Genomic DNA, 19,317 nt, shown 5'->3' with positions numbered 1-19,317 from the left:
CAAATCGCCCTCCTGAGTAGAGGTCGTTACTATGAATCATGCAGCGAGCAAGGTTATGGAAACATCACAACGTGAGAGCATTTTTTCTCGTCTAAGTTTGAAAGCGCTTACACCGTATGGATTCCTATTGCCGTTTTTGATTATTTTTTCTGTTTTCGGGATCTTCCCGTTACTGTTTTCAATTTTTCTTTCTTTCCATGAGTGGAACCCAGTCGAAGGTTTGGGTGCGATGGATTACGTCGGGCTAGAGAACTACCATATTGCTCTGACTGACCCGTGGCTGTGGCGCTCATTGAAGAACACCCTTTGGCTAGCCATTACGTCTGGTGTAGCGCAGCACTTGGTTGCTCTGCCTGTGGCGTACATTCTGGTGTCTTTGGGTGACCGTTTTCGTCATTGGTTGACGTCGGCTTATTTCCTGCCGTTCATTACGTCAACGGTGGCTGCGTCACTTATCTTCTTCAACATGTACTCGCCAAACTCAGGGATCATCAACCAAAGCTTAATGGCATTGGCAGACAGCACACTATTTGGTTGGGCATTCTCTTGGGTGAACGACTTCCAGCCAATCCGTTGGTTAGATGACGCAACCATGGTGAAGCCTTCTATCGCCATTATGGTGTTCTGGAAATACACCGGTTTTAACATCGTGCTATACACCACTGGTTTGATGACGATTCCTAAAGACATCCTAGAAGCGGCTCGTATGGATGGTGCAAACGCATGGCGTCGATTCTGGAGCATTTCACTACCAATGATTCGTCCATTCATCTTCTTTGCGGTCACCATGACCATCATCGGTAACTTGCAGTTGTTCGAAGAACCCTTCGTTCTAACGCGTGGTACGGGTGGTACAGGTCAGTCTGGTTTAACCATCTCAATGTACCTCTACAAAGTGGGCTGGGAATGGCTAGAGATGGGTACAGCGTCAGCGATTTCGTGGCTGCTCTTTACCTTGATTGCAGGCTGTACAGCGGTTCAATTCTTCTTCTTCGGTAAGAAAGGTCTAGGGGAGCAATAAGATGAGTACTAACACTTTACCTGCGGCGCAGCGTTGGCGTCCAAGCGATCGCAGTATCGAGATCTTCATAAAAATACTGATGGTGATGCTCGGCTCAATCCTGATTGTTTCTGCCATCATGACCGTATTTCCGTTCATTTGGTCGGCGCTGCTATCAACCCGTGATCGTACCGAAATCTTTGGCACTGGGATTAGCTTTGCGATTGGCGACAGCTTAGCGGTCAACTACGCAAAACTACTGGAAATCATGCCGTTTTGGCAGGCGATGTTTAACTCTATCTACATCGCATTCCTAGGCACCACAATTTCACTGCTGTTTTGTAGCATGGGAGGCTATGCGTTTGCGGTGTACAAGTTCAAGGGCAAAAACGTGCTGTTTGGTATGTTGGTTGGCTCAATGATGATTCCGCCAGTATTGAGCTTGATCCCTTACTTCATGATCGTGAAGTTTCTCGGCTTACTCGATAACCACTTAGCGGTTTGGCTACCGTTCACAACGACACCATTTGGCATCTTTTTGATGCGCCAGCACGTGGTGGCTTCGATTCCAAAAGAGCTGTTAGAAGCGGCGAAGCTCGATGGTGCGGGTGAATTTAGAACTTACTGGAGTGTGGTATTGCCACTGATGAAACCGGCGCTTGCAACTTTGGCTATCGTGCAGTTTGTCTTCTTCTGGAACATGTTCATGCAACCACTCGTGGTACTTACAACGCCAGAAAACTACGTGATTACGCAGGCACTGCGAAGCGTGCAGGGCATTCCGAATACGCCGTGGGGAGCGGTGATGCTCGGAACAACCATCTCCATTTTACCGTTAGTGATTACTTACTTATTTGCCTCTAAACAGATGATCAGCGGCTTGACCTCTGGTGCCGTCAAGGGCTAAGCGAAACAAAAGGTTTTATAACAATGAATAAATTCCAATTACCACAAGATTCAAAATTACGTAGCCCAGAGTTCCTATTTGGTGTCGCAACCTCTTCTTATCAGATTGAAGGCGGTGCGCAGTTAGGTGGTCGTACGCCTTCGATTTGGGACACGTTTTGTAATAAGCCAGGTGCAGTCGACAACGCAGATAACGGTGATGTGGCATGTGATCACTATCATTTGTGGAAGCAAGACATCGAGATGATTCAAGGCTTAGGGGTTGGCGCATATCGTTTATCCATGGCATGGCCGCGCATCATTCCAGAAGATGGCAAAGTGAATGAAGAAGGTTTGAAGTTCTATGAGCAAATCATCGATGAGTGTCACGCTCGTGGTTTGAAAGTTTTCGTCACGCTTTACCACTGGGATCTTCCGCAATACCTAGAAGACAAAGGTGGTTGGCTAAATCGAGAAACGGCTTACAAGTTTGCAGAGTATGCGGATGTAGTTAGTGCTTACTTTGGCGATAAGATTGATTCTTACGCGACACTGAACGAACCGTTCTGTTCAGCCTACCTAGGTTACCGTTGGGGTGAACATGCTCCAGGTCTTAAGGGTGAACGCGAAGGTTTCTTATCAGCACACCACCTAATGCTGGGTCATGGTCTTGCGATTCCACACATGCGTAAGAATGCACCAAATGCGATGCACGGTTGTGTGTTCAATGCGACGCCTGCTTACCCATACAGCGAGGCGGATATCGGTGCGGCAGAGTACAGTGATGCGGAAGGTTACCATTGGTTTATGGACCCTGTATTGAAGGGTGAATACCCTCAGTTGGTCTTAGATCGCCAATCGCACAATCTACCGATGATTCTGGAAGGTGACCTCGACATCATCCAAACCGATTTGGACTTTATCGGGATTAACTTCTATACCCGTTGTGTGGTGCGTTACAACGAACATGGTGATATTGAAACCGTTCCTCAACCAGAACAAGAGCACACCTTCATTGGCTGGGAAATTCACCCTCAGGCATTGACGGACTTACTATTGCGTCTGAATGACCGTTATCCAAACTTGCCGCCACTTTACATCACTGAAAACGGCGCAGCTGGCGATGACCATTGCATTGCTGGCGAAGTGAATGATGAGCAACGTGTGCGTTACTTCCAACTGCATCTAGAAGCGTTGGATGCTGCGATTAAAGCAGGTGTGAATGTGAATGGTTACTTCGCTTGGAGCTTAATGGATAACTTCGAGTGGGCTTACGGGTACAAGCAGCGCTTCGGCATTGTCCACGTGGATTACCAAACACAAAAACGCACCTTAAAAGCGAGCGCAATTGCTTACCGTAACATGCTGCTAGATCGAGCAGAGGAGAACCAGTAATGGCAAAAGTCGAATTCAAAAATATCAAAAAATCCTACGATGATGTTGAGGTAGTGAAACACTTCGACTTCACGGTGAAAGATGGAGAGTTTGTGGTTTTCCTTGGTCCATCGGGCTGCGGTAAATCGACCACGCTACGTATGCTTGCTGGGCTGGAAAGTATAACGGGTGGTGAGATTTACGTTGGCGATAAGCTGATGAATAAAATCGATGCGAAAGATCGTGACCTTGCGATGGTGTTTCAAAGCTATGCGCTGTACCCACATATGACGGTATACGAGAACATCGCTTTTGCACTGAAACTGAAAGGCATGCCAAAAGACCAAATCGATGTTGAAGTGCGTAAAGCGGCAAAAATGCTTGAGTTGGACGCACTGTTAGATCGCAAACCAAAAGAGCTGTCTGGTGGTCAACGTCAACGTGTTGCGATGGGGCGTGCCATGGTGCGCACTCCTAAGGTGTTCTTGTTTGATGAGCCATTATCGAACCTAGATGCCAAGTTGCGTGGTGTAATGCGTGAAGAGATCAAACAGCTTCATCGTGAGCTAAAAACCACCACGATTTACGTAACCCACGATCAAATTGAAGCGATGACACTGGCAGACCGTATCGTGATCTTGAAAGATGGTTATGTAGCTCAAGTTGGCACACCAACGGAAGTGTTCCAACGCCCGGCTAACAAGTTTGTGGCGCAATTCATTGGCAACCCATCCATGAACATGTTGGATGCCAAGCTGATTGGTGAAGACGGTAACTGGGAAGTGGAATTGGGTGATGTTCGTATTCCTCTACCAGAGCGTTTCAAAGCACACGCATCGAAGAACTTAGCACTGCACTTTGGTGTACGTCCTACGGACATCCATCTACGTGCTGAGCAAGTGGATCATGACCGCGTGCTGCCATTCCCTGTCAAAATTAAAGACAAGGAGCTACTAGGTGCAAGTATTCTACTGAAAACGGAAATTGCTGGTCAGCCATTAATGGTTGAAACACAAGCTGCGGAAGTGGATGTGGATAGTTTAACTCTCTACTTGGATTTAGATGCGATTCATCTGTTTGATGCACTGAGTGAAAACTCGCTAGCGACATTCTAAACCCTCGATATGAAAGCCAGTGCGCGCTTGCGTACTGGCAAATTATCTAGCTCTCATTTCCCATATCCAAACGTTGTCGCGTTCCCCGGTGCAACTTATATTTTTGTTATTAGCTTGCTGGGAAAATTCCTACAATGAAAAAGAAAAAAAGAGCAGCATCTATTTACGATGTGGCTAAGTTGGCTGGGGTATCACCGAGCACCGTTTCACGTTTCCTCAACCGTACAACTTTTGTCTCGGACGATAAAAGCCAAAACATAGAGAAAGCGATCAAGTCACTGGGCTATAAGCCGAACTATCAAATGGGACAAGGCACTAATACGCGTTCCATGACGATTGGCGTCCTTATCCAACATCCAGAAAGTCCGCACACCAGTCGTATCCTTAACGATATGGAAAAGGTTCTGAATGCTCAGGGGTACTCGTTGGTGATTGCGACGGGACATTGGCAGCGTTCATTGGAATCGCATGCTTTGGAGTATTTGGCGAAGAGCAATGTCGATGGCGTCATCATTGTAACGGGCAGTTTGACGGAAGCGCAGATACTGGAATATGCAGAGCGAATTCCGGTTGTTGCGGTTGGATACAATGTCATTGGCGATAAGGTTCGATCCATAAATATAGATAATGTATTGGGTGGATATATGGCGACACTGCATTTGATGCAGCAAGGTCATGTTAACATCGCGCATATTAAAGGGCTTTTGAATCAACCAGACGCCGTTGCTCGCTTTGTTGGCTACAAGAACGCACTGCAAGAGGCTGGCATTAAAGTGCTACCAAAATTGGTTAAGCAAGGCGACTTCAGCAGTGAGTCCGGTTACGCCAAAACCGTTGAGTTGATCGAATCTAAAGTGCATTTCTCCGCGTTGTTTGCTGCCAATGACCAAACGGCTTATGGAGCAATAAAAGCTCTGCATGACCATGGTTTTCGTGTACCAGAAGATGTATCCGTGATCGGTTTTGATGATTTGCCGACCTCACAGTATTTTACGCCAGCATTAACCACGTTGCGTCAGCCAATTGAAGAAGTCGGAGCGCTCAGTGCAGAGTCCATTCTTAATTTATTGAGTGGTGAGAGACACGAGGTGCGTTTGCCACCTATTGAGTTGATTGTTCGTCAATCTACTGCTTCAAAGTTTCGTCAGTCAAGCTAAGGCAATCCGTCGAATGCATTAGAAAATATTTTCCGAAACTCGACGAAATTTTGTTGTATTTGTGACCAAACTCCGTCTAGAATTCGCGCCTGCATTTTGGTGGTTAAGTGTTCAATTGCCGAAATGTCCAAATTCTAATAAATCTAATTTTTTGAACTGCCTCACAGTTTTCTGTGGGGCAGTTTTTAGTTGTAGGAAAGGTCTCAATTCATGCCTAAAAGCCAGAATATCAACCAGCGTATGTCTATCGTGGCATTGGCTTGGCCGATACTTGTCGAAATATTGCTACGGACGGCTTTAGGAACCAGTGATGTATTCATGCTGAGTGGTTACTCGGATAAAGCCGTCTCTGCGGTTGGGGTTATCACGCAGCTCACGTTCTTCCTGATCATCGTATCCACCTTTGTGAGTAGTGGCACGGGCATCTTGATCGCGCAATACAACGGTGCAGGGCGTGAGAAAGACTCCGTTGATGTTGGCGTTGCCAGCGTAGCTTTGTCCGTTATTGTTGGTGCATTTTTGAGTGTGCTTGCTGTGATCGGTGCGGTGTTCTTCTTACCTTACTACGGGTTAGAGGCGCAGGTTGAGCAATACGCAAGAGAATACTTGCTGATCAGCGGTGCGATGACGTTCAACGTAACGATTGGTATCGTCTTCACCACAATTCTGCGCAGCCATGGTTACTCACGCTCACCAATGGTGGTGAACCTTATCTCTGGTGTATTCAATATCATTGGTAACTACATTGCTTTGTACCAGCCTTTTGGTTTGCCTGTGTATGGCGTTGAAGGCGTTGCGGTGGCGACTGTCGTCAGCCAAGTGATCGGTACTTTGCTATTAGGCGTGATTTTGAAACGCAGCAGTATTGAATTGCCAATGTCTAAGCTCAAACAAGTTCCGAAAGAGGTCTACAAAAAGATCTTAAAAATCGGTGGCATGAACGCGGGCGAAGTACTGTCTTACAACATGGCGCAAATCTGCATCGTGTACTTTGTGGTGCAAATGGGTACCTCTTCGCTAGCGGCATTTACCTATGCGCAAAACATCGCACGTTTCTCTTTCGCGTTTGCGCTCGCGATTGGTCAGGCAGCGCAAATCCAGACAGGGTACTACATAGGCAAAGGTTGGGTGACCAGCATTTTGAAACGCGTGCAGATCTACTTTTTGATTGGCTTTGCGGCATCAACAGCAGCGACGTGTTTGATCTACCTATTCCATGAAGAGATTCTGAGCGTGTTTACCGATCAGCCAGAAATCTTGGCATTGGCGGGCGCATTGGTCATGGGGTCAATCGTGCTAGAAGCAGGACGCGTGTTTAACCTGATCTTCATTTCGGCACTCAAGGGGGCGGGCGACATCAAGTTCCCCGTACAGATGGGTATTCTGAGCATGTGGGGATTAGGTGTGGTGTTTTCTTACATCTTCGGCATTCACATGGGTTATGGCGTGATTGGTGCTTGGATGGCAATTGCTCTAGATGAATGGGTGCGCGGTATCATTATGGCAAGACGCTGGCGCTCTCAAGTGTGGACGAAGTTTAAAGTCAGTTAACTTCCGTTCATAAAAACCAGAGATTCCAGACATCTCGTTCCTCGATTCTGGAATGACGATGTTCAGCTATGGTGATTGGAAACTTTGTTCTATAACGCGTCATTCCCGATAGCGACGTAGGAGCGCAGTCGGGAGTCTCTTACTTGCTCTCAACATAAAAAAGGCGCTGTAACTCAGCGCCTTTTTGCTATCTGCTTTTCACGTAGAGTCACTTTAAAACTCACACTCTGCTTGGAAACACATACGCTCCTTGCTGTACGGATGATCCAACTCTAACATCTCCGCATGCAAATGCAGACGGTTGGCTTTCTCGCCATATAAGCCGTCGCCAACCATCGCCATGTTCAAGCCCATGTGGTGGGCACTGTGTACACGCAATTGGTGGGTACGCCCCGTTTTCGGGTACATGTACACCTTGCTGCGTCCGTCTTTTATTTCAATCAGTTGCCAGTAAGTTTCGGCAGGTTTACCGTGCTCAAAGCACACAAGTTGACGTGGACGGTCATCTGGATCGCCACGCATCGGAAGCGAGATTTCACCTTCAGGCTCAGTTAATACACCTTCAAGCAGTGCCATATAACGCTTTTGTACGCCGCGTGTAATGAACTGCTTTTGCAAGCTCTTGTTCGCGCGTTTGGTTAAAGCAAACACCAAAATCCCCGAAGTCGCCATATCTAAGCGATGAATCACAAATGGTCCTTCGGCATCTGGGAACATTGTTTGAAGACGTGTGTACGCGGAATCCTTGATAGTTTTACCCGGAACAGAAAGCAGACCCGATGGCTTGTTGACGATTACCATGGCTTCATCTTGGAACAGTATTTCTAACTCTTTATCTTCTGCCCAATTTTCTGCCAATGGGTTTGGCTCCACATCCAAGCCTTGCAGCATGTGCCCCAAAATCGGCTGACACTTGCTGTTGCAAGATGGGTAAAACTTTTTGTGTTGGCGCACTTCCGATTTCGGCGATACGCCCCACCAAAACTCAGCTAATGCTAGTGGTTGGTAGCCATGCTTGTATGCGAACTGAAGCAGTTTCGGAGCGGCACATTCACCAGAACCGGCTGGTGGTACTGGATTGGTAGTAGGAGCAAAAATGTCCACCAAGTCGCGCTCTGCGTTGCGGTTGTCCAAGAAGCGGTATTGCTTATGCAGTTTGTGTTGTAGAGCATTAGACAAATCTTTGCGCTGCTCTTTGAGCCCTGCCAGTGTTTGTTCTAGCTCGGCTAAGCGTGCTTCTTTGATTGCCAGCCTTTCGTTCCAAGCTTGTTTGAGGTACTTGAGCACATTCTTCTCAGCAACGCTTTGTTTACCCAAATCATCCAGTAGCGCTTTTAGATCTTCTGGATTTAAGGTTTGCTCGCCTTGCGTACGTTGCTGTTTTCGTTCTGCACGACCGGTAATCATCACTTGGCGCTGGGCATTCTCTTCTTGTTGATACGCTTCGCGGTCGGCTTTGATTTCTGCTTTCAGTTGTGCCAGTTCTGGATTAGCAGCAAAGGCTTTGTATTCCGCATTCGCCGCGTTAATAGCATCCGTCTCTCCTCGGAAGAAACCTTCTTCCGTCAACATGTCGAATACGGGTGGAACAAAACCAGGGAGCAAGTTTTGATCGGCAATCTTGCCAGAGAACGCACTGAAGTAGCCAATCTCACCTTGTGGATTACGCACTAGCAAAACACCGAACATCTTACCGCGTCCACTTTGCTCATCCTCAAGACCAAAATCGTGCTCAAAGTCAGTTTGTGTCATGAGGTGCTGCTGTAATTGCTCTGCAGCCAATACACACAATGGGTGAGGGGTGTAGTAGAACGGAAACGTAAACTGCGCTGGCAAGTTATAGCCAGAAATGTCTGCAGAAAATCGAGTAAAGCATTGTTCAGGCGAGTGCATGAGAGTGAGTCCGCGCGAAATAAAAATCGAGCACGGATTGTACCTGTTTTGGCTGTGATTGCTATTCGAAGGCGCTCCTGGGCTGACGGTATCGGCTCGCTATGACTCCTTATCTCAATGATTTTCATTGCTTAGAACGCAGAAATTAGGATTGCGTTTGAAATGATTAATTTGAGTGATGTACTGTTTTGATTGATATACCCAAGTGACTTCAAGATGCAGGATTCAGAGCATTGTCATTGATTCGAGTTCAAGGAAAACAACACCGTGTAATAGCCAGCTCTTTCCAAGTTGTTTGACGCAGAAATCGGGGCAATGACACGCTCCCGAAGGGCGAGTTGTCTTGGCTTGTATACTTTGTTGCCGATTCTTGATTTAGAGTGACTAGATCTTTAAATCGTCGCCGTGTCTACAAACCAAGTCATTCTCGCTGAACCTAGCATCTCGAGGTTACTTGGGTATAAGAAAGAGCGTTGTTCTCGAATGATTTATTAGATGCAAAAGGAAAAGCATGTCGAAACTGGTGTTGGCATTGATACGATTTTATCAACGCTATTTATCCCCACACAAAGGGTTCCGTTGTGCTCATGCGGTGTACTACGGCACGGATTCTTGTTCTGCAGCCATCAGCAAAATAATTCAACGTAAAGGCGTGTTTTCTAGCTATACCAGTGTTCAAGACCAGTTTACACGCTGTAGACATGCTCATCAGCGTCTTCAAACTGAGGAACCTTCCCGTAATCGCAAGCGGCGTAAGAACAAAGACTCATCTTGTGTAACGGATATGGGATGCAACTCTTTGGATTGCGTCCCGAGTGATGCCTGTAGCGGTGGCAATGATTCACCCTGCAATTGTTGGTAATGGACTCTGTACGTAAATAAAAAGGAATGTGATGACCACTGATCAACTCAAAACTCTGTTTGAAAATGATTTGCGACATAAGCTCGAACCACTGGAAGCTTTACGTTTAGAAGCGCTTCGTCGCCGCAAGTTTCTTGGTGTCGCGGTGTGTGTTTTCTTTGGAGCAGTGGCTTTTGATATTGCCACCTTCGCTACCATGTTTGTGCTCTTGGCACTGTTGCTCGGCGGTTGGGCTTACTTCAACAAAAAGCACAATGAGTATCGTACAACCTACAAGCAATACATTATGCAGAGTTTGTTGGCACACATTGAGCCTTCACTGACTTGGGACCCAAGCCGCAAGCTTGACAAAGATACCTTTGAACGTAGTGGTTTGTACTTAGACCGCTGTGATGGTTTCGAAAGTGATGATTTTATTTCAGGTACCATCGGTGAAGCCAAAGTGGTGATGTCTGAGATTCAAGCATCAAAGCTCATCAGCTCTGGAAGTGACAGTTCGAGTAAGCATCACGTATTTTTTGCGGGGCTGTTTTGCGAAATCGACGTTCCGATGAATGAAGACATTTGCACCTTTGTGCTGACTGATCGTGATGATACGCCAACCTTGCGCGAAAAGTTGTGGGATAGCTTCTTCAAGATTCAAATAGGTAAACGAGTCCGACTGGGCAATCCAGAATTTGACCAGCAGTATGAGGTGTATAGCGACGATTTAAACACGGCAAAGCAATTGTTAACGGATGAATTGATGGAGCGTGTGCTGACTTTTCGTCGTGAAAGTGAGTTTTCTAGCTTGTCGCTTTCTCAAGTAAACGGAAAGCTCTACATCGCCATCTCGCATTGGAAAGAGCTGTTTGAGCCTAAATTGGATGAACCTGCGGGTGAGTTTGAAGCGGTCGCGGAGATTTATCGTGAGTTGGATTTCTTGATTGGCACGGTTCGCAGTTTAGACCTTATGCGACCAATGATGGAGCCTGATAGTGTCGTAGAAACGGCGTAATCCCCTGTTATTCTCAAAGTGAAACTCGGTAAAGACTCGGTGATTTCAGCTTGAGATTCATCCAAGATCCTGTACCTTAGCGTGACTATTTTTTGCAGCCTGTTTTCATTCAAAGAGTGACCTGAGCTGCTTCACTTTTGAGTTAAAGTCATGTCACAAGCTAGCATCAAATTCATCGCCACCGATATGGATGGCACCTTACTTGACCAATATGGTCGTCTAGACCCAGAGTTTTTTGACCTGTTTTTACAGCTTGAAGAGAAGGGCATTTTATTCTCCGCAGCGTCAGGTCGTCAGTACTACAGTTTGCGTGATACGTTTGCGCCAATTCAAGACCGTATGATTTACGTGGCAGAAAATGGCACCTTGGTGATGCACCAAGACAAAGAGCTTTATAGCTGCACCATTCCGAAATCGGAAATCGATGAGATAGTAAAAGCGGCACGTGCGGTAGAAGGCACACACCTTGTACTGTGTGGTAAGCGTTCGGCTTACATCGAAACCAAAGATCCAAAAGCGTTAGAAGAGTTCCAGAAATACTACCACCGTTGCGAATACGTGCCGGATTTGCTGGCAGTAGAGGACGAATTTATCAAGGTCGCAATCTGTCACTTTGGTGGTTCTGAAGAATTGGTATTCCCTACAATGAGTGAGAAGTTTGGTCACAGTCATCAAGTGGTGGTGAGTGCGAAGATCTGGCTTGATGTGATGAACGCAGAAGCGTCAAAAGGGGCGGCGATCAAGCACCTTCAACAAACCATGGGTTTTGGTCCTGAAGAGACGATGACGTTTGGTGATTACCTCAATGACCTAGAAATGCTGCAAGTGAGTGAGCATTCCTATGCGATGGAAAACGCACATGAAGCAGTAAAAAAAGTGGCGCGCTTCTCAGCACCAAGTAACCGTGATTCGGGTGTGATGAAGGTCATCAAAGAAAAAGTGCTTTAATCGCCGCTTAACGAATCTCAAGCATAAAAAAGCCCCGCCATTTGATGAGCGGGGCTTTTGTTTGTCTAAGGCTCAAACAGGTATGAGTTAGCGTACGTATTTCGCTGTCGCACTTATAAACCAGTGTTGTAGCTTGCCATCTGGGTTTTCTACCCACAAATCATTGTGATAACGGTAAATACGACCATTCACGGTTAGAGCTAGCATGTTGTCGCCGGTTTGCTCCATACGAATAAACTGATCAGAAGTCACCAAAAACGGCTCTAGGTCTTCGGTGCTTGCGCCTTTGTATACAACAAAGTAACCGAACATGTTACCCGCGTCAGGGTCTGTAGAGTGAATGCGATGACCAACCAGTGTGTAGTTGTCGTTGAGCGCCTCTTCGAGGGTTTGTGCGCCCACTGTCTCGTGGGATGGGATAAAGACCCAAGCCAACACACCAAGCGCGATCACTAGCAGTAATAGCACCGCTCGCATGAAATTTTTCATCATGGTTATCCGTTTAACGTTGGAATTTCATTTTGTACATGCGCTTATCCGCTAAATTGATTAGGAAGTCAATGTTGTCGGCATCTTGCGGGTAGCTCGCTGCACCTAAACTGGTGGATAGGGCTCCGGCTTGGTCGGAGGCGAGAATCGGTTTCTCAAACACTACATGGACGTGGTGCGTTGCTTCGGTAATTTTGTTCTCGTCGGTTGTGTTGATGATTACGGCAAACTCGTCACCACCCATGCGATAGACAGTAAAGTCATCCAATGCCATGTCGTTTAAGCGCTTTGCTATCTCGATTAAAGCGATGTCACCCGCTTGATGTCCCAACGTATCGTTTATGTTCTTAAAGCCGTTCAGATCGAGTAGGAGCAGCGAAAACGGGGTTTTGGTTTCTTCCTTGCGATGTAAATCGAGAAACAAAGCACTGCGGTTGGCAAGATTCGTCAGTGGATCACTTAACGCGAGTTGTTTGTGGAACTTTGATTCTTGCTTATAGAAGTAGGTCAGCAGCGCCACGGTAAGCACGAAAATGCCCAACAAGATGTACTGCGCTTGCAGTAAATTGTACGCACGAACTTGCTGTTGCTGATAAAGCGGGCTTGCAACACGGAAGTTCTGGGTGACGTAGTCAATCATTTCCATGTATAGATTTTGCGTTGCGCGGTAAAACTGATTAGCAGCCACGCTGCTGCCTGTTTTGGCTTCAACTAAGATGGGTTCGAGTTGTTGAAATTTATCGAATAGAGAGACAAAGTACACGCGTACTTCTTCTCTTGATAGGAAAGAGTCCGCTTCTTTGTTGTTGATCAGCAAATCAAAACGGCTCCAAGCTAACTCATATTGCAGCTCGGCTCCATCAATGTTCATCACGCTCTCATTGAGCCGACGCGCTTCACCCACTAATTCCGATAACTCTTTAGATAAATGAAATAAAAACCAAGTCGCTTGGTTTTGTTGGGCAGAGTAGCTTTGGGTAAGTGCTCGGGTTTCTTTCAATAATACGATGTTGGCGAGCAGCAATGTCGATGAAAAAATCAACAACAATAACTTACTCTTAGTCGAAAATGGACCTTGTTTTGTAGGATGGGGTTTCGCCTTCATTGTTATTCTTCTTTCACGCTGATCCTGTTGATTTGCCAGACCATTTGCGAATGGTATGGGGCTATGTCTAGTTCTGGGTATTTATTTATAGAATAGATCAACCAGTAGGGACCTTTGTTTCGGATCTTGATGTATTTATGATTTTGTTTGTACGCCACGATAGGCTGGTAACGAAGGATATCTTCACGAGATAAATCGGAGTGGTAGTCATTCAATGCACGTACTTCAACGCGCTGGGGTACTTGTCCAAATGCATTTTGTAATAGGATGCTTAACTTAACGCCTTCAAACTCGGCTGGCGTTTCGAGCCAAGGCAGTTTGGTGGTGTAGGTAGTTTGAGGCAATGACTCTAGGTCTTTTAATGCCACAACAACATCGGATTTCTCAGGACTGCTAAACTGTATCGTGTTTGCAAAAAGTGTCGGTGCAAACAAAAGCAAAGCGAGTGCCACTGTTTTTCTCATCTTGTGCCCTTTGATTTATTGCCCTTGTTTCGGCGGGATAGCGTCACTACGTCGATCCGCAGAAATTTCGGTTATTTATTAATAATAGAGCCAACTTGATGGATTTATATAATACGTTATGGGTGAAAAGTAACCGTTGGTGGAATATACGTCAAGGTTAATGACATAGTTAAAAATAGAACTATTGGATGAATACATTATTTAGTCTATTTTGTGTGCAGTTTGCCTCACGTTGTCTAACTTTCGCGACACTTTCATCTCATTAGGAGAAGCGATATGTTTGATTGGTACTACAGGGTCATCCTCAATTACTCCAACTTTAGTGGTAGGGCTAGACGCCAAGAGTATTGGTACTTTACGTTAGTGAATGTGTTGGTCAATTTGGTGATGGGCATCATCGATCGAGTGATCGGCAGTGTGATGCAAATGGACAATTTTGGCTTCTTTGGTGTGATTTATGCCCTGTTCATTATGATCCCATCGATTGCGGTTACCGTGCGGCGTTTACACGACTCAGGACGAACTGGGTGGTGGGCGTTGATCGCTTTTGTGCCCATCATTGGTGTCTTAGTGCTGCTGTACTTTCTCATCCAAGACAGTGAAGAAGGCTCGAACCAATATGGTGCGAACCCGAAGCATGAGTAGAGATTTGGCTCTGAATCCAGCATCTTGAAGTTACTGGGTATAAGTGGGTTTAGATGCCTGAGCCCACTTGGAAATACACTGCACTGTCTTCATCGCTAAAGGCGAAGTCCATGCCTGCTTGCAGACCATAACGACGAGCGATGAGGTAACGAAAGCCCACGCCGTAAGCGTATTCGGCGTTGTTTTCGAATAGTGATGCTTCGGTTGAAGCGTAGCCAAAGCCGCCGAAAACATTCGTCGACCAGCGCGTGTTCCACTGATAGGTCAGTTGTGATTCGACTGACAGTGTCTCGTCCCCTTGATAACGATTTCTCGCAACGCCACGCAGTTCAATGTCTGGATAAGACGCTGGTGGTAAAAAGCGTTCGTCAGTGTAAAGAGATTTGTATTGACCACGTAGCGCTAGCGACCATCGATCCGCTAACTCCCAATAGTTAATGCCTTCCACATCCAGTTGTTCGTATTCGTAATCACTGCCAATCGCGTCGTTGTACCAAAGGTATTCGGCTTTGTAGTTGTAGCCTTGCGTCGGACTAAAGAAGTTGTTTCTGCTGTCCCATTCCAGTGTCAGACCCAATCCAGAGGTAGTCGGAGAGGTATTGGTCAGGGTTTGCAATAACTTATCGGCAATAGGGGAGTTGGTGATTTTCTGATCGGTGACGAAATAGAGCTGTTTCACACCGATAAATAGCGGGGCATCAATAATGCGGTATTGAAGATGGTTGAGCATGCCACCGCCAGTTATTTCGAAATCCAACCCTTTGCCGTTAAAGACGCTATCTAAGCCCGGCAAGGTGGATTGCGGATAGAAGGTCATATTGAAGTCGCCATAACCCACTCCACCTAGGTAACGCACCGTGTCTTGCGCCCACGTCCGGCGGTGCCCTAAGAAGCCCATCCAAGTGCCGTTTTCGGTGGCAAAACCACCGATTGCAGTAATGGCTGGAGTTAGTAGCTGCGCACCACCATCGAGAGAGGTTTCTGCCAGTTTGCGCCTTTTCTCCCGTTGCTCATCGGATTCATGCAAAAACACGCCAGTGAAGCCCAAGCCATAGCCCACGGCGGGCTCGGTAATCACTATCGGGACGGGCAGAAATCCATAAGCGTTTTCAGCCAGATATTCTCCCATGTCCAATTGCCCATCAATGGGATCAAAAAAGTTGATTGCCTGAGCCATTGGAGAGGCGAGCAAAAAGCTGAAACAGGTGGTACTAATGATAACTGACGATGGTTTTTTCATAGGGTCCTATTCGGGTCTATAGACCCTAGTAAGCGAATAGCGTTCCCTTACAAGTTAGACACCAATCAGAGCAATTGCAATGGTGGTTTTGTAAAGAGAAGGTGAGTGTTTTTAAAACGCAAAAAGCCACCCAATAAGTGGGTGGCTTTGTATATTTAACCATTCAGTTTTTTATCGTTTTTCTTATGTCACAACCAAGGTTAAGCAAATAAGTACTTAGCGTGGAAGTTCAAGTGTTCAGCGATAAAGCTAGAGATAAAGAAGTAGCTGTGGTCGTAACCTGGCTGCATGCGCAGTTCAACTTCAGAATCATGAGCTTTTGCTGCCGCCAGTAACGCATCAGGCTTCAATTGCTCAGCAAGGAAGTTATCAGCATCACCTTGGTCTACCAAGATTGGCAATGGTGATTTTGCTTGTTTGAGTAATTCACTTGCGTCGTATTGTTTCCAGCTTTCAATATCGGTGCCTAGGTAAGCGGTAAACGCTTTCTGACCCCAAGGGCATTGCATTGGGTTACTGATTGGGCTGAAAGCAGAAATTGAGCGGTACTGATCTGAATTCTTCAAACCAATGGTAATTGCACCATGACCACCCATGCTATGACCCGAAATCGACTTCACGTCAGAGACAGGGAAGTTGCTTTCAATGATCGCAGGTAGCTCTTGGGTGATGTAATCGTACATGTGGTAGTGACGCGACCACGGCTCTTGAGTGGCGTTTAGGTAGAAACCCGCGCCTTTCCCCAAATCGTAGTTCTCGTCGTCTGCAACGTCGTCACCACGTGGGCTAGTATCCGGTGCCACAATGGCGATACCTAACTCAGCAGCCATGCGAAACGCACCGGCTTTCTGCATGAAGTTCTCATCAGTACACGTCAAACCAGACAACCAGTAAACCACAGGTACTGGGTTTGATTTGGTTGCATTTGGCGGCAAGAAGATCGCAAAGCGCATGTTGCAATTTAAAGCGCGAGATTCGTGTGTATATTGTTTATGCCAACCACCGAATACTTTGGCTTGGCTTAGGCTTTCAATGGTCATGGATAATCTCTCGATAAAACAATGTTTGTTTGAAACTGTGAGTATTTAAAACAATGATTTTTAACGGTGGACAAGACCGTTAAAGACAGCGGATAGCTCTCTTCCCAAAAGAAAACGTGTCCAAGAGAGAAGAGAGCCTGTTTCAAATTTTCAAATATCAGTCACATTACGTGAACCGTTACCTTGGATTATTTATCCATGTGAAGAACGGTACGGATAGATTCACCTTTGTGCATCAGTTCGAACGCTTCGTTCACGTCTTGTAGACCCATCGTGTGCGTGATGAATTCTTGTAGACCGAACTCGCCAGCCATGTAACGGTTTACGATTTCTGGAAGCTCAGAGCGACCTTTAACGCCACCGAAAGCAGAACCGCGCCATACGCGACCAGTTACCAGTTGGAATGGACGAGTTGAGATCTCTTGACCTGCACCAGCAACACCAATGATTACTGACTCACCCCAACCTTTGTGACAGCACTCAAGTGCTTGACGCATCACGTTTACGTTACCGATACATTCGAATGAGTAATCAACACCACCGTCTGTCATCTCAACGATAACGTCTTGGATTGGCTTGTCGAATTTCATTGGGTTGATGCAATCAGTAGCACCAAGTTGTTTCGCTAGGTCGAATTTGCTTTCGTTGATGTCTACACCGATGATGCGGCTTGCACCAGCCATACGAGCACCGATGATTGCAGAAAGACCGATACCGCCTAGACCGAATACAGCAACTGTGTCGCCTTTTTCAACTTTAGCTGTGTTTAGTACCGCACCCATACCAGTGGTTACGCCACAACCTAGAAGACAAACTTCTTCAAGTGGTGCTTCTTTGTTTACTTTCGCTAGTGAGATTTCTGGAAGAACCGTGTACTCAGAGAAAGTAGAACAACCCATGTAGTGGAAAATAGTCTCACCGTTGATAGAGAAACGGCTTGTACCATCTGGCATCAGACCTTTACCTTGCGTTTCGCGAACTGCCTGACATAGGTTAGTTTTGCCAGATTTACAGAACTTACACTCACCACATTCAGCGGTGTAAAGTGGGATAACGTGGTCGCCAACTTCAACGCTTGTTACGCCTTCGCCAACCATTTCAACGATACCGCCACCTTCGTGACCAAGGATTGAAGGGAAGATACCTTCTGGATCGTCACCTGATAGTGTGAATGCGTCAGTGTGACAAACACCAGTTGCTACGATGCGTACTAGCACTTCACCAGCTTTTGGAAGTTGTACATCAACTTCTTCCATTTTAAGTGGCTCGCCAGCAGCCCATGCAACCATTGCTTTTGATTTAATGTGAGTTTGACCAGGTTTGATTTCAAGCGACATTGGATGTTTCCTTTATATTCTCAGTATATGGAGTGACGTCATAAGCGTAGTTGAGGTTTGTTCACTGCGCTGCGTCGTTTTGTTGGTGCCCATTTTAGGTGTTTCATGAAAAATGATAATCCGGCTAAATTGAAAATGATTTTTACGTATGTGTAATAATGAGTTCAATAACGTCATTGTTAGTGCGAGTGAGGTTAAGAAGAATGATAAAAATCGCATTGGTGTTTGACCTCAAGTGCAGTTGAGGGTTTAGTGTTGTTGCCACCGTAAAAACGTTGAATTGGAATGGGTATGAACCAAACAGATCTTCAAGCCTACTTAAAGAAAGTGGGTATCTCTCAATCGCTGAATATCAATACTGATACTTTGTTATTACTACACAATGCTCAGCATCGTCGTTTGCCTTTTGAGAACTTTGATATTGCGCTTGGGCGTGGCATTTCAGTTGCTGAACAAGACATTATTAACAAACTGATTTATCGCGAGCGTGGTGGCTATTGCTATGAATTGAATGCATTACTTTTGAATGTACTGAAAACCATCGGCTTTGATGCACGACCGTTGTTGGGGCGCGTTCATTTGTCTGGCACACCATCAGGTCGAACGCATCAATTCACTTTGGTGACCATGGGGGAAGATAAGTGGATCGTTGATGTGGGGTTCGGTTCTAACACGCCACGCGCACCACTACCCTTTGTACTCAACCAAGATATTCATACTGACCTTCAAACATTCAGATTTATCGAACATGAGTTGGTTGGCTATATGTTGCAAGTTCAATCCTATGATGACCCTGAGCAATGGATTGATTTGTATAGTTTAGACTTTGAGCACGTATTTGACGGTGACATCGTATGCGGCAATCACTACACATCGACTTCACCAAATTCCCATTTCACTTCGAGTCGAGTTGCGGCGTTGGCGACAGATAGCGGCATCATTACTTTGTTCAATCACAGTTTAAAGTACCGAGCAAATGGTGAGGTCGTTGAGATTGAGCTGGAAGCGGGAGAAACGTATCTATCTGCGCTTAAAACCCATTTTGGTATCGCTCTTGATGCTGATTACTCATCTTTAAAGCCAGTGTAAGAGTCGTAACTGAGGGGGAATCGTGCTCGAAATGAGACTTCAAGCATCGCGTTACGCTTAATTTCCTTACTTATCGGCTCAAAAATGGAAAGCGCAGCTCAACCTGCGCTTTTTTTATTTGCGCTA

At 46.1% G+C, this 19,317-nt stretch carries 18 protein-coding genes; 11 read left to right on the top strand and 7 right to left on the bottom strand.

Going from position 1 to position 19,317, the window contains the following annotated elements:
* Positions 1–31: 31 nt before the first annotated feature.
* From NL647_RS08705 to NL647_RS08680, 6 genes are all read left to right on the top strand, one after another.
* Positions 32–1,021, top strand: a complete 990-nt coding sequence (locus NL647_RS08705; RefSeq protein WP_005448995.1) for a carbohydrate ABC transporter permease — start codon at positions 32–34, stop codon at positions 1,019–1,021.
* 1 nt (position 1,022) lies between these two features.
* Positions 1,023–1,907, top strand: coding sequence for a carbohydrate ABC transporter permease (locus tag NL647_RS08700; protein WP_154202980.1), 885 nt, complete (start codon positions 1,023–1,025; stop codon positions 1,905–1,907).
* A 23-nt stretch (positions 1,908–1,930) separates the two neighbouring features.
* Complete coding sequence (locus NL647_RS08695; RefSeq protein ID WP_009696616.1) at positions 1,931–3,280, top strand: GH1 family beta-glucosidase; 1,350 nt, start codon at positions 1,931–1,933, stop codon at positions 3,278–3,280.
* Entirely contained in the window at positions 3,280–4,374 is a 1,095-nt protein-coding gene (locus tag NL647_RS08690; RefSeq protein WP_154202979.1) for an ABC transporter ATP-binding protein, read from the top strand. Before NL647_RS08695 ends, NL647_RS08690 begins: the two co-directional genes overlap by 1 nt.
* 134 nt (positions 4,375–4,508) lie before the next feature.
* Positions 4,509–5,531, top strand: a complete 1,023-nt coding sequence (locus NL647_RS08685; RefSeq protein WP_009696617.1) for a LacI family DNA-binding transcriptional regulator — start codon at positions 4,509–4,511, stop codon at positions 5,529–5,531.
* 210 nt (positions 5,532–5,741) lie between these two features.
* Entirely contained in the window at positions 5,742–7,082 is a 1,341-nt protein-coding gene (locus NL647_RS08680; protein WP_005449001.1) for an MATE family efflux transporter, read from the top strand.
* A gap of 213 nt (positions 7,083–7,295) precedes the next feature.
* On the opposite strand, the gene NL647_RS08675 is transcribed toward NL647_RS08680, so the two are convergent.
* The gene (locus tag NL647_RS08675; protein ID WP_047514471.1) at positions 7,296–8,975 is read right to left on the bottom strand and encodes an RluA family pseudouridine synthase; all 1,680 of its coding nucleotides are present in this window, start codon (positions 8,973–8,975) and stop codon (positions 7,296–7,298) included.
* Between the two features lie 511 nt (positions 8,976–9,486).
* On the opposite strand from NL647_RS08675, the gene yidD reads away from it, so the two are divergent.
* The 3 genes from yidD to NL647_RS08665 all read left to right on the top strand — a co-directional run bounded on the left by yidD (position 9,487) and on the right by NL647_RS08665 (position 11,782).
* A complete protein-coding gene (gene yidD, locus NL647_RS27240; protein WP_079401627.1) occupies positions 9,487–9,837 on the top strand; it encodes a membrane protein insertion efficiency factor YidD in 351 nt (116 codons plus the stop codon).
* Between the two features lie 31 nt (positions 9,838–9,868).
* Positions 9,869–10,834: a DUF3137 domain-containing protein gene (locus NL647_RS08670; protein ID WP_047514456.1), complete on the top strand. Its 966-nt coding sequence runs from the start codon at positions 9,869–9,871 to the stop codon at positions 10,832–10,834.
* Between the two features lie 150 nt (positions 10,835–10,984).
* Positions 10,985–11,782, top strand: coding sequence for a Cof-type HAD-IIB family hydrolase (locus NL647_RS08665; RefSeq protein WP_005447273.1), 798 nt, complete (start codon positions 10,985–10,987; stop codon positions 11,780–11,782).
* An 87-nt stretch (positions 11,783–11,869) separates the two neighbouring features.
* Here NL647_RS08665 and NL647_RS08660 read toward each other — a convergent pair whose 3' ends face one another.
* From NL647_RS08660 to NL647_RS08650, 3 genes are read right to left on the bottom strand one after another with little or no spacing between them, the layout of a single operon-like run.
* The gene (locus NL647_RS08660; protein WP_253650003.1) at positions 11,870–12,274 is read right to left on the bottom strand and encodes a hypothetical protein; all 405 of its coding nucleotides are present in this window, start codon (positions 12,272–12,274) and stop codon (positions 11,870–11,872) included.
* 10 nt (positions 12,275–12,284) lie between these two features.
* Positions 12,285–13,376: a GGDEF domain-containing protein gene (locus NL647_RS08655; RefSeq protein WP_005447275.1), complete on the bottom strand. Its 1,092-nt coding sequence runs from the start codon at positions 13,374–13,376 to the stop codon at positions 12,285–12,287.
* A 2-nt stretch (positions 13,377–13,378) separates the two neighbouring features.
* Positions 13,379–13,840: a hypothetical protein gene (locus NL647_RS08650; protein WP_005447276.1), complete on the bottom strand. Its 462-nt coding sequence runs from the start codon at positions 13,838–13,840 to the stop codon at positions 13,379–13,381.
* Between the two features lie 276 nt (positions 13,841–14,116).
* Between NL647_RS08650 and NL647_RS08645 the strand changes: the two genes are divergently transcribed.
* The gene (locus tag NL647_RS08645; protein WP_017189737.1) at positions 14,117–14,485 is read left to right on the top strand and encodes a DUF805 domain-containing protein; all 369 of its coding nucleotides are present in this window, start codon (positions 14,117–14,119) and stop codon (positions 14,483–14,485) included.
* A 49-nt stretch (positions 14,486–14,534) separates the two neighbouring features.
* Here NL647_RS08645 and NL647_RS08640 read toward each other — a convergent pair whose 3' ends face one another.
* The 3 genes from NL647_RS08640 to NL647_RS08630 form a co-directional block, all read right to left on the bottom strand.
* The gene (locus tag NL647_RS08640; protein ID WP_049535082.1) at positions 14,535–15,725 is read right to left on the bottom strand and encodes a BamA/TamA family outer membrane protein; all 1,191 of its coding nucleotides are present in this window, start codon (positions 15,723–15,725) and stop codon (positions 14,535–14,537) included.
* A 200-nt stretch (positions 15,726–15,925) separates the two neighbouring features.
* Complete coding sequence (gene fghA, locus NL647_RS08635) at positions 15,926–16,765, bottom strand: S-formylglutathione hydrolase (protein ID WP_009701302.1); 840 nt, start codon at positions 16,763–16,765, stop codon at positions 15,926–15,928.
* A gap of 188 nt (positions 16,766–16,953) precedes the next feature.
* The gene (locus NL647_RS08630; protein ID WP_005434809.1) at positions 16,954–18,102 is read right to left on the bottom strand and encodes an S-(hydroxymethyl)glutathione dehydrogenase/class III alcohol dehydrogenase; all 1,149 of its coding nucleotides are present in this window, start codon (positions 18,100–18,102) and stop codon (positions 16,954–16,956) included.
* Positions 18,103–18,393: 291 nt separating this feature from the next.
* Between NL647_RS08630 and NL647_RS08625 the strand changes: the two genes are divergently transcribed.
* Positions 18,394–19,191 (top strand): arylamine N-acetyltransferase, encoded by a 798-nt coding sequence (locus NL647_RS08625; RefSeq protein WP_005447285.1) that lies wholly within the window; start codon positions 18,394–18,396, stop codon positions 19,189–19,191.
* The last annotated feature ends 126 nt before the right edge of the window (positions 19,192–19,317 follow it).

It is taken from the genome of Vibrio sp. Y29_XK_CS5 (assembly GCF_024181835.1).
GTDB lineage: Bacteria > Pseudomonadota > Gammaproteobacteria > Enterobacterales > Vibrionaceae > Vibrio > Vibrio harveyi.
This window is presented reverse-complemented; position numbering and strand designations above follow the sequence as displayed.

Excerpts from the sequence above, each read along its gene's own strand:
- NL647_RS08665 (WP_005447273.1), top strand. The coding sequence starts at position 10,985 with ATGTCACAAGCTAGCATCAAATTCATCGCCACCGATATGGATGGCACC.
- NL647_RS08660 (WP_253650003.1), bottom strand. The coding sequence starts at position 12,274 with ATGATGAAAAATTTCATGCGAGCGGTGCTATTACTGCTAGTGATCGCG.
- yidD (WP_079401627.1), top strand. The coding sequence starts at position 9,487 with ATGTCGAAACTGGTGTTGGCATTGATACGATTTTATCAACGCTATTTA.
- NL647_RS08640 (WP_049535082.1), bottom strand. The coding sequence starts at position 15,725 with ATGAAAAAACCATCGTCAGTTATCATTAGTACCACCTGTTTCAGCTTT.
- NL647_RS08705 (WP_005448995.1), top strand. The coding sequence starts at position 32 with ATGAATCATGCAGCGAGCAAGGTTATGGAAACATCACAACGTGAGAGC.
- NL647_RS08650 (WP_005447276.1), bottom strand. The coding sequence starts at position 13,840 with ATGAGAAAAACAGTGGCACTCGCTTTGCTTTTGTTTGCACCGACACTT.
- NL647_RS08680 (WP_005449001.1), top strand. The coding sequence starts at position 5,742 with ATGCCTAAAAGCCAGAATATCAACCAGCGTATGTCTATCGTGGCATTG.
- NL647_RS08685 (WP_009696617.1), top strand. The coding sequence starts at position 4,509 with ATGAAAAAGAAAAAAAGAGCAGCATCTATTTACGATGTGGCTAAGTTG.
- NL647_RS08655 (WP_005447275.1), bottom strand. The coding sequence starts at position 13,376 with ATGAAGGCGAAACCCCATCCTACAAAACAAGGTCCATTTTCGACTAAG.
- NL647_RS08630 (WP_005434809.1), bottom strand. The coding sequence starts at position 18,102 with ATGTCGCTTGAAATCAAACCTGGTCAAACTCACATTAAATCAAAAGCA.
- NL647_RS08675 (WP_047514471.1), bottom strand. The coding sequence starts at position 8,975 with ATGCACTCGCCTGAACAATGCTTTACTCGATTTTCTGCAGACATTTCT.
- fghA (WP_009701302.1), bottom strand. The coding sequence starts at position 16,765 with ATGACCATTGAAAGCCTAAGCCAAGCCAAAGTATTCGGTGGTTGGCAT.
- NL647_RS08690 (WP_154202979.1), top strand. The coding sequence starts at position 3,280 with ATGGCAAAAGTCGAATTCAAAAATATCAAAAAATCCTACGATGATGTT.
- NL647_RS08700 (WP_154202980.1), top strand. The coding sequence starts at position 1,023 with ATGAGTACTAACACTTTACCTGCGGCGCAGCGTTGGCGTCCAAGCGAT.
- NL647_RS08645 (WP_017189737.1), top strand. The coding sequence starts at position 14,117 with ATGTTTGATTGGTACTACAGGGTCATCCTCAATTACTCCAACTTTAGT.
- NL647_RS08670 (WP_047514456.1), top strand. The coding sequence starts at position 9,869 with ATGACCACTGATCAACTCAAAACTCTGTTTGAAAATGATTTGCGACAT.
- NL647_RS08695 (WP_009696616.1), top strand. The coding sequence starts at position 1,931 with ATGAATAAATTCCAATTACCACAAGATTCAAAATTACGTAGCCCAGAG.
- NL647_RS08625 (WP_005447285.1), top strand. The coding sequence starts at position 18,394 with ATGAACCAAACAGATCTTCAAGCCTACTTAAAGAAAGTGGGTATCTCT.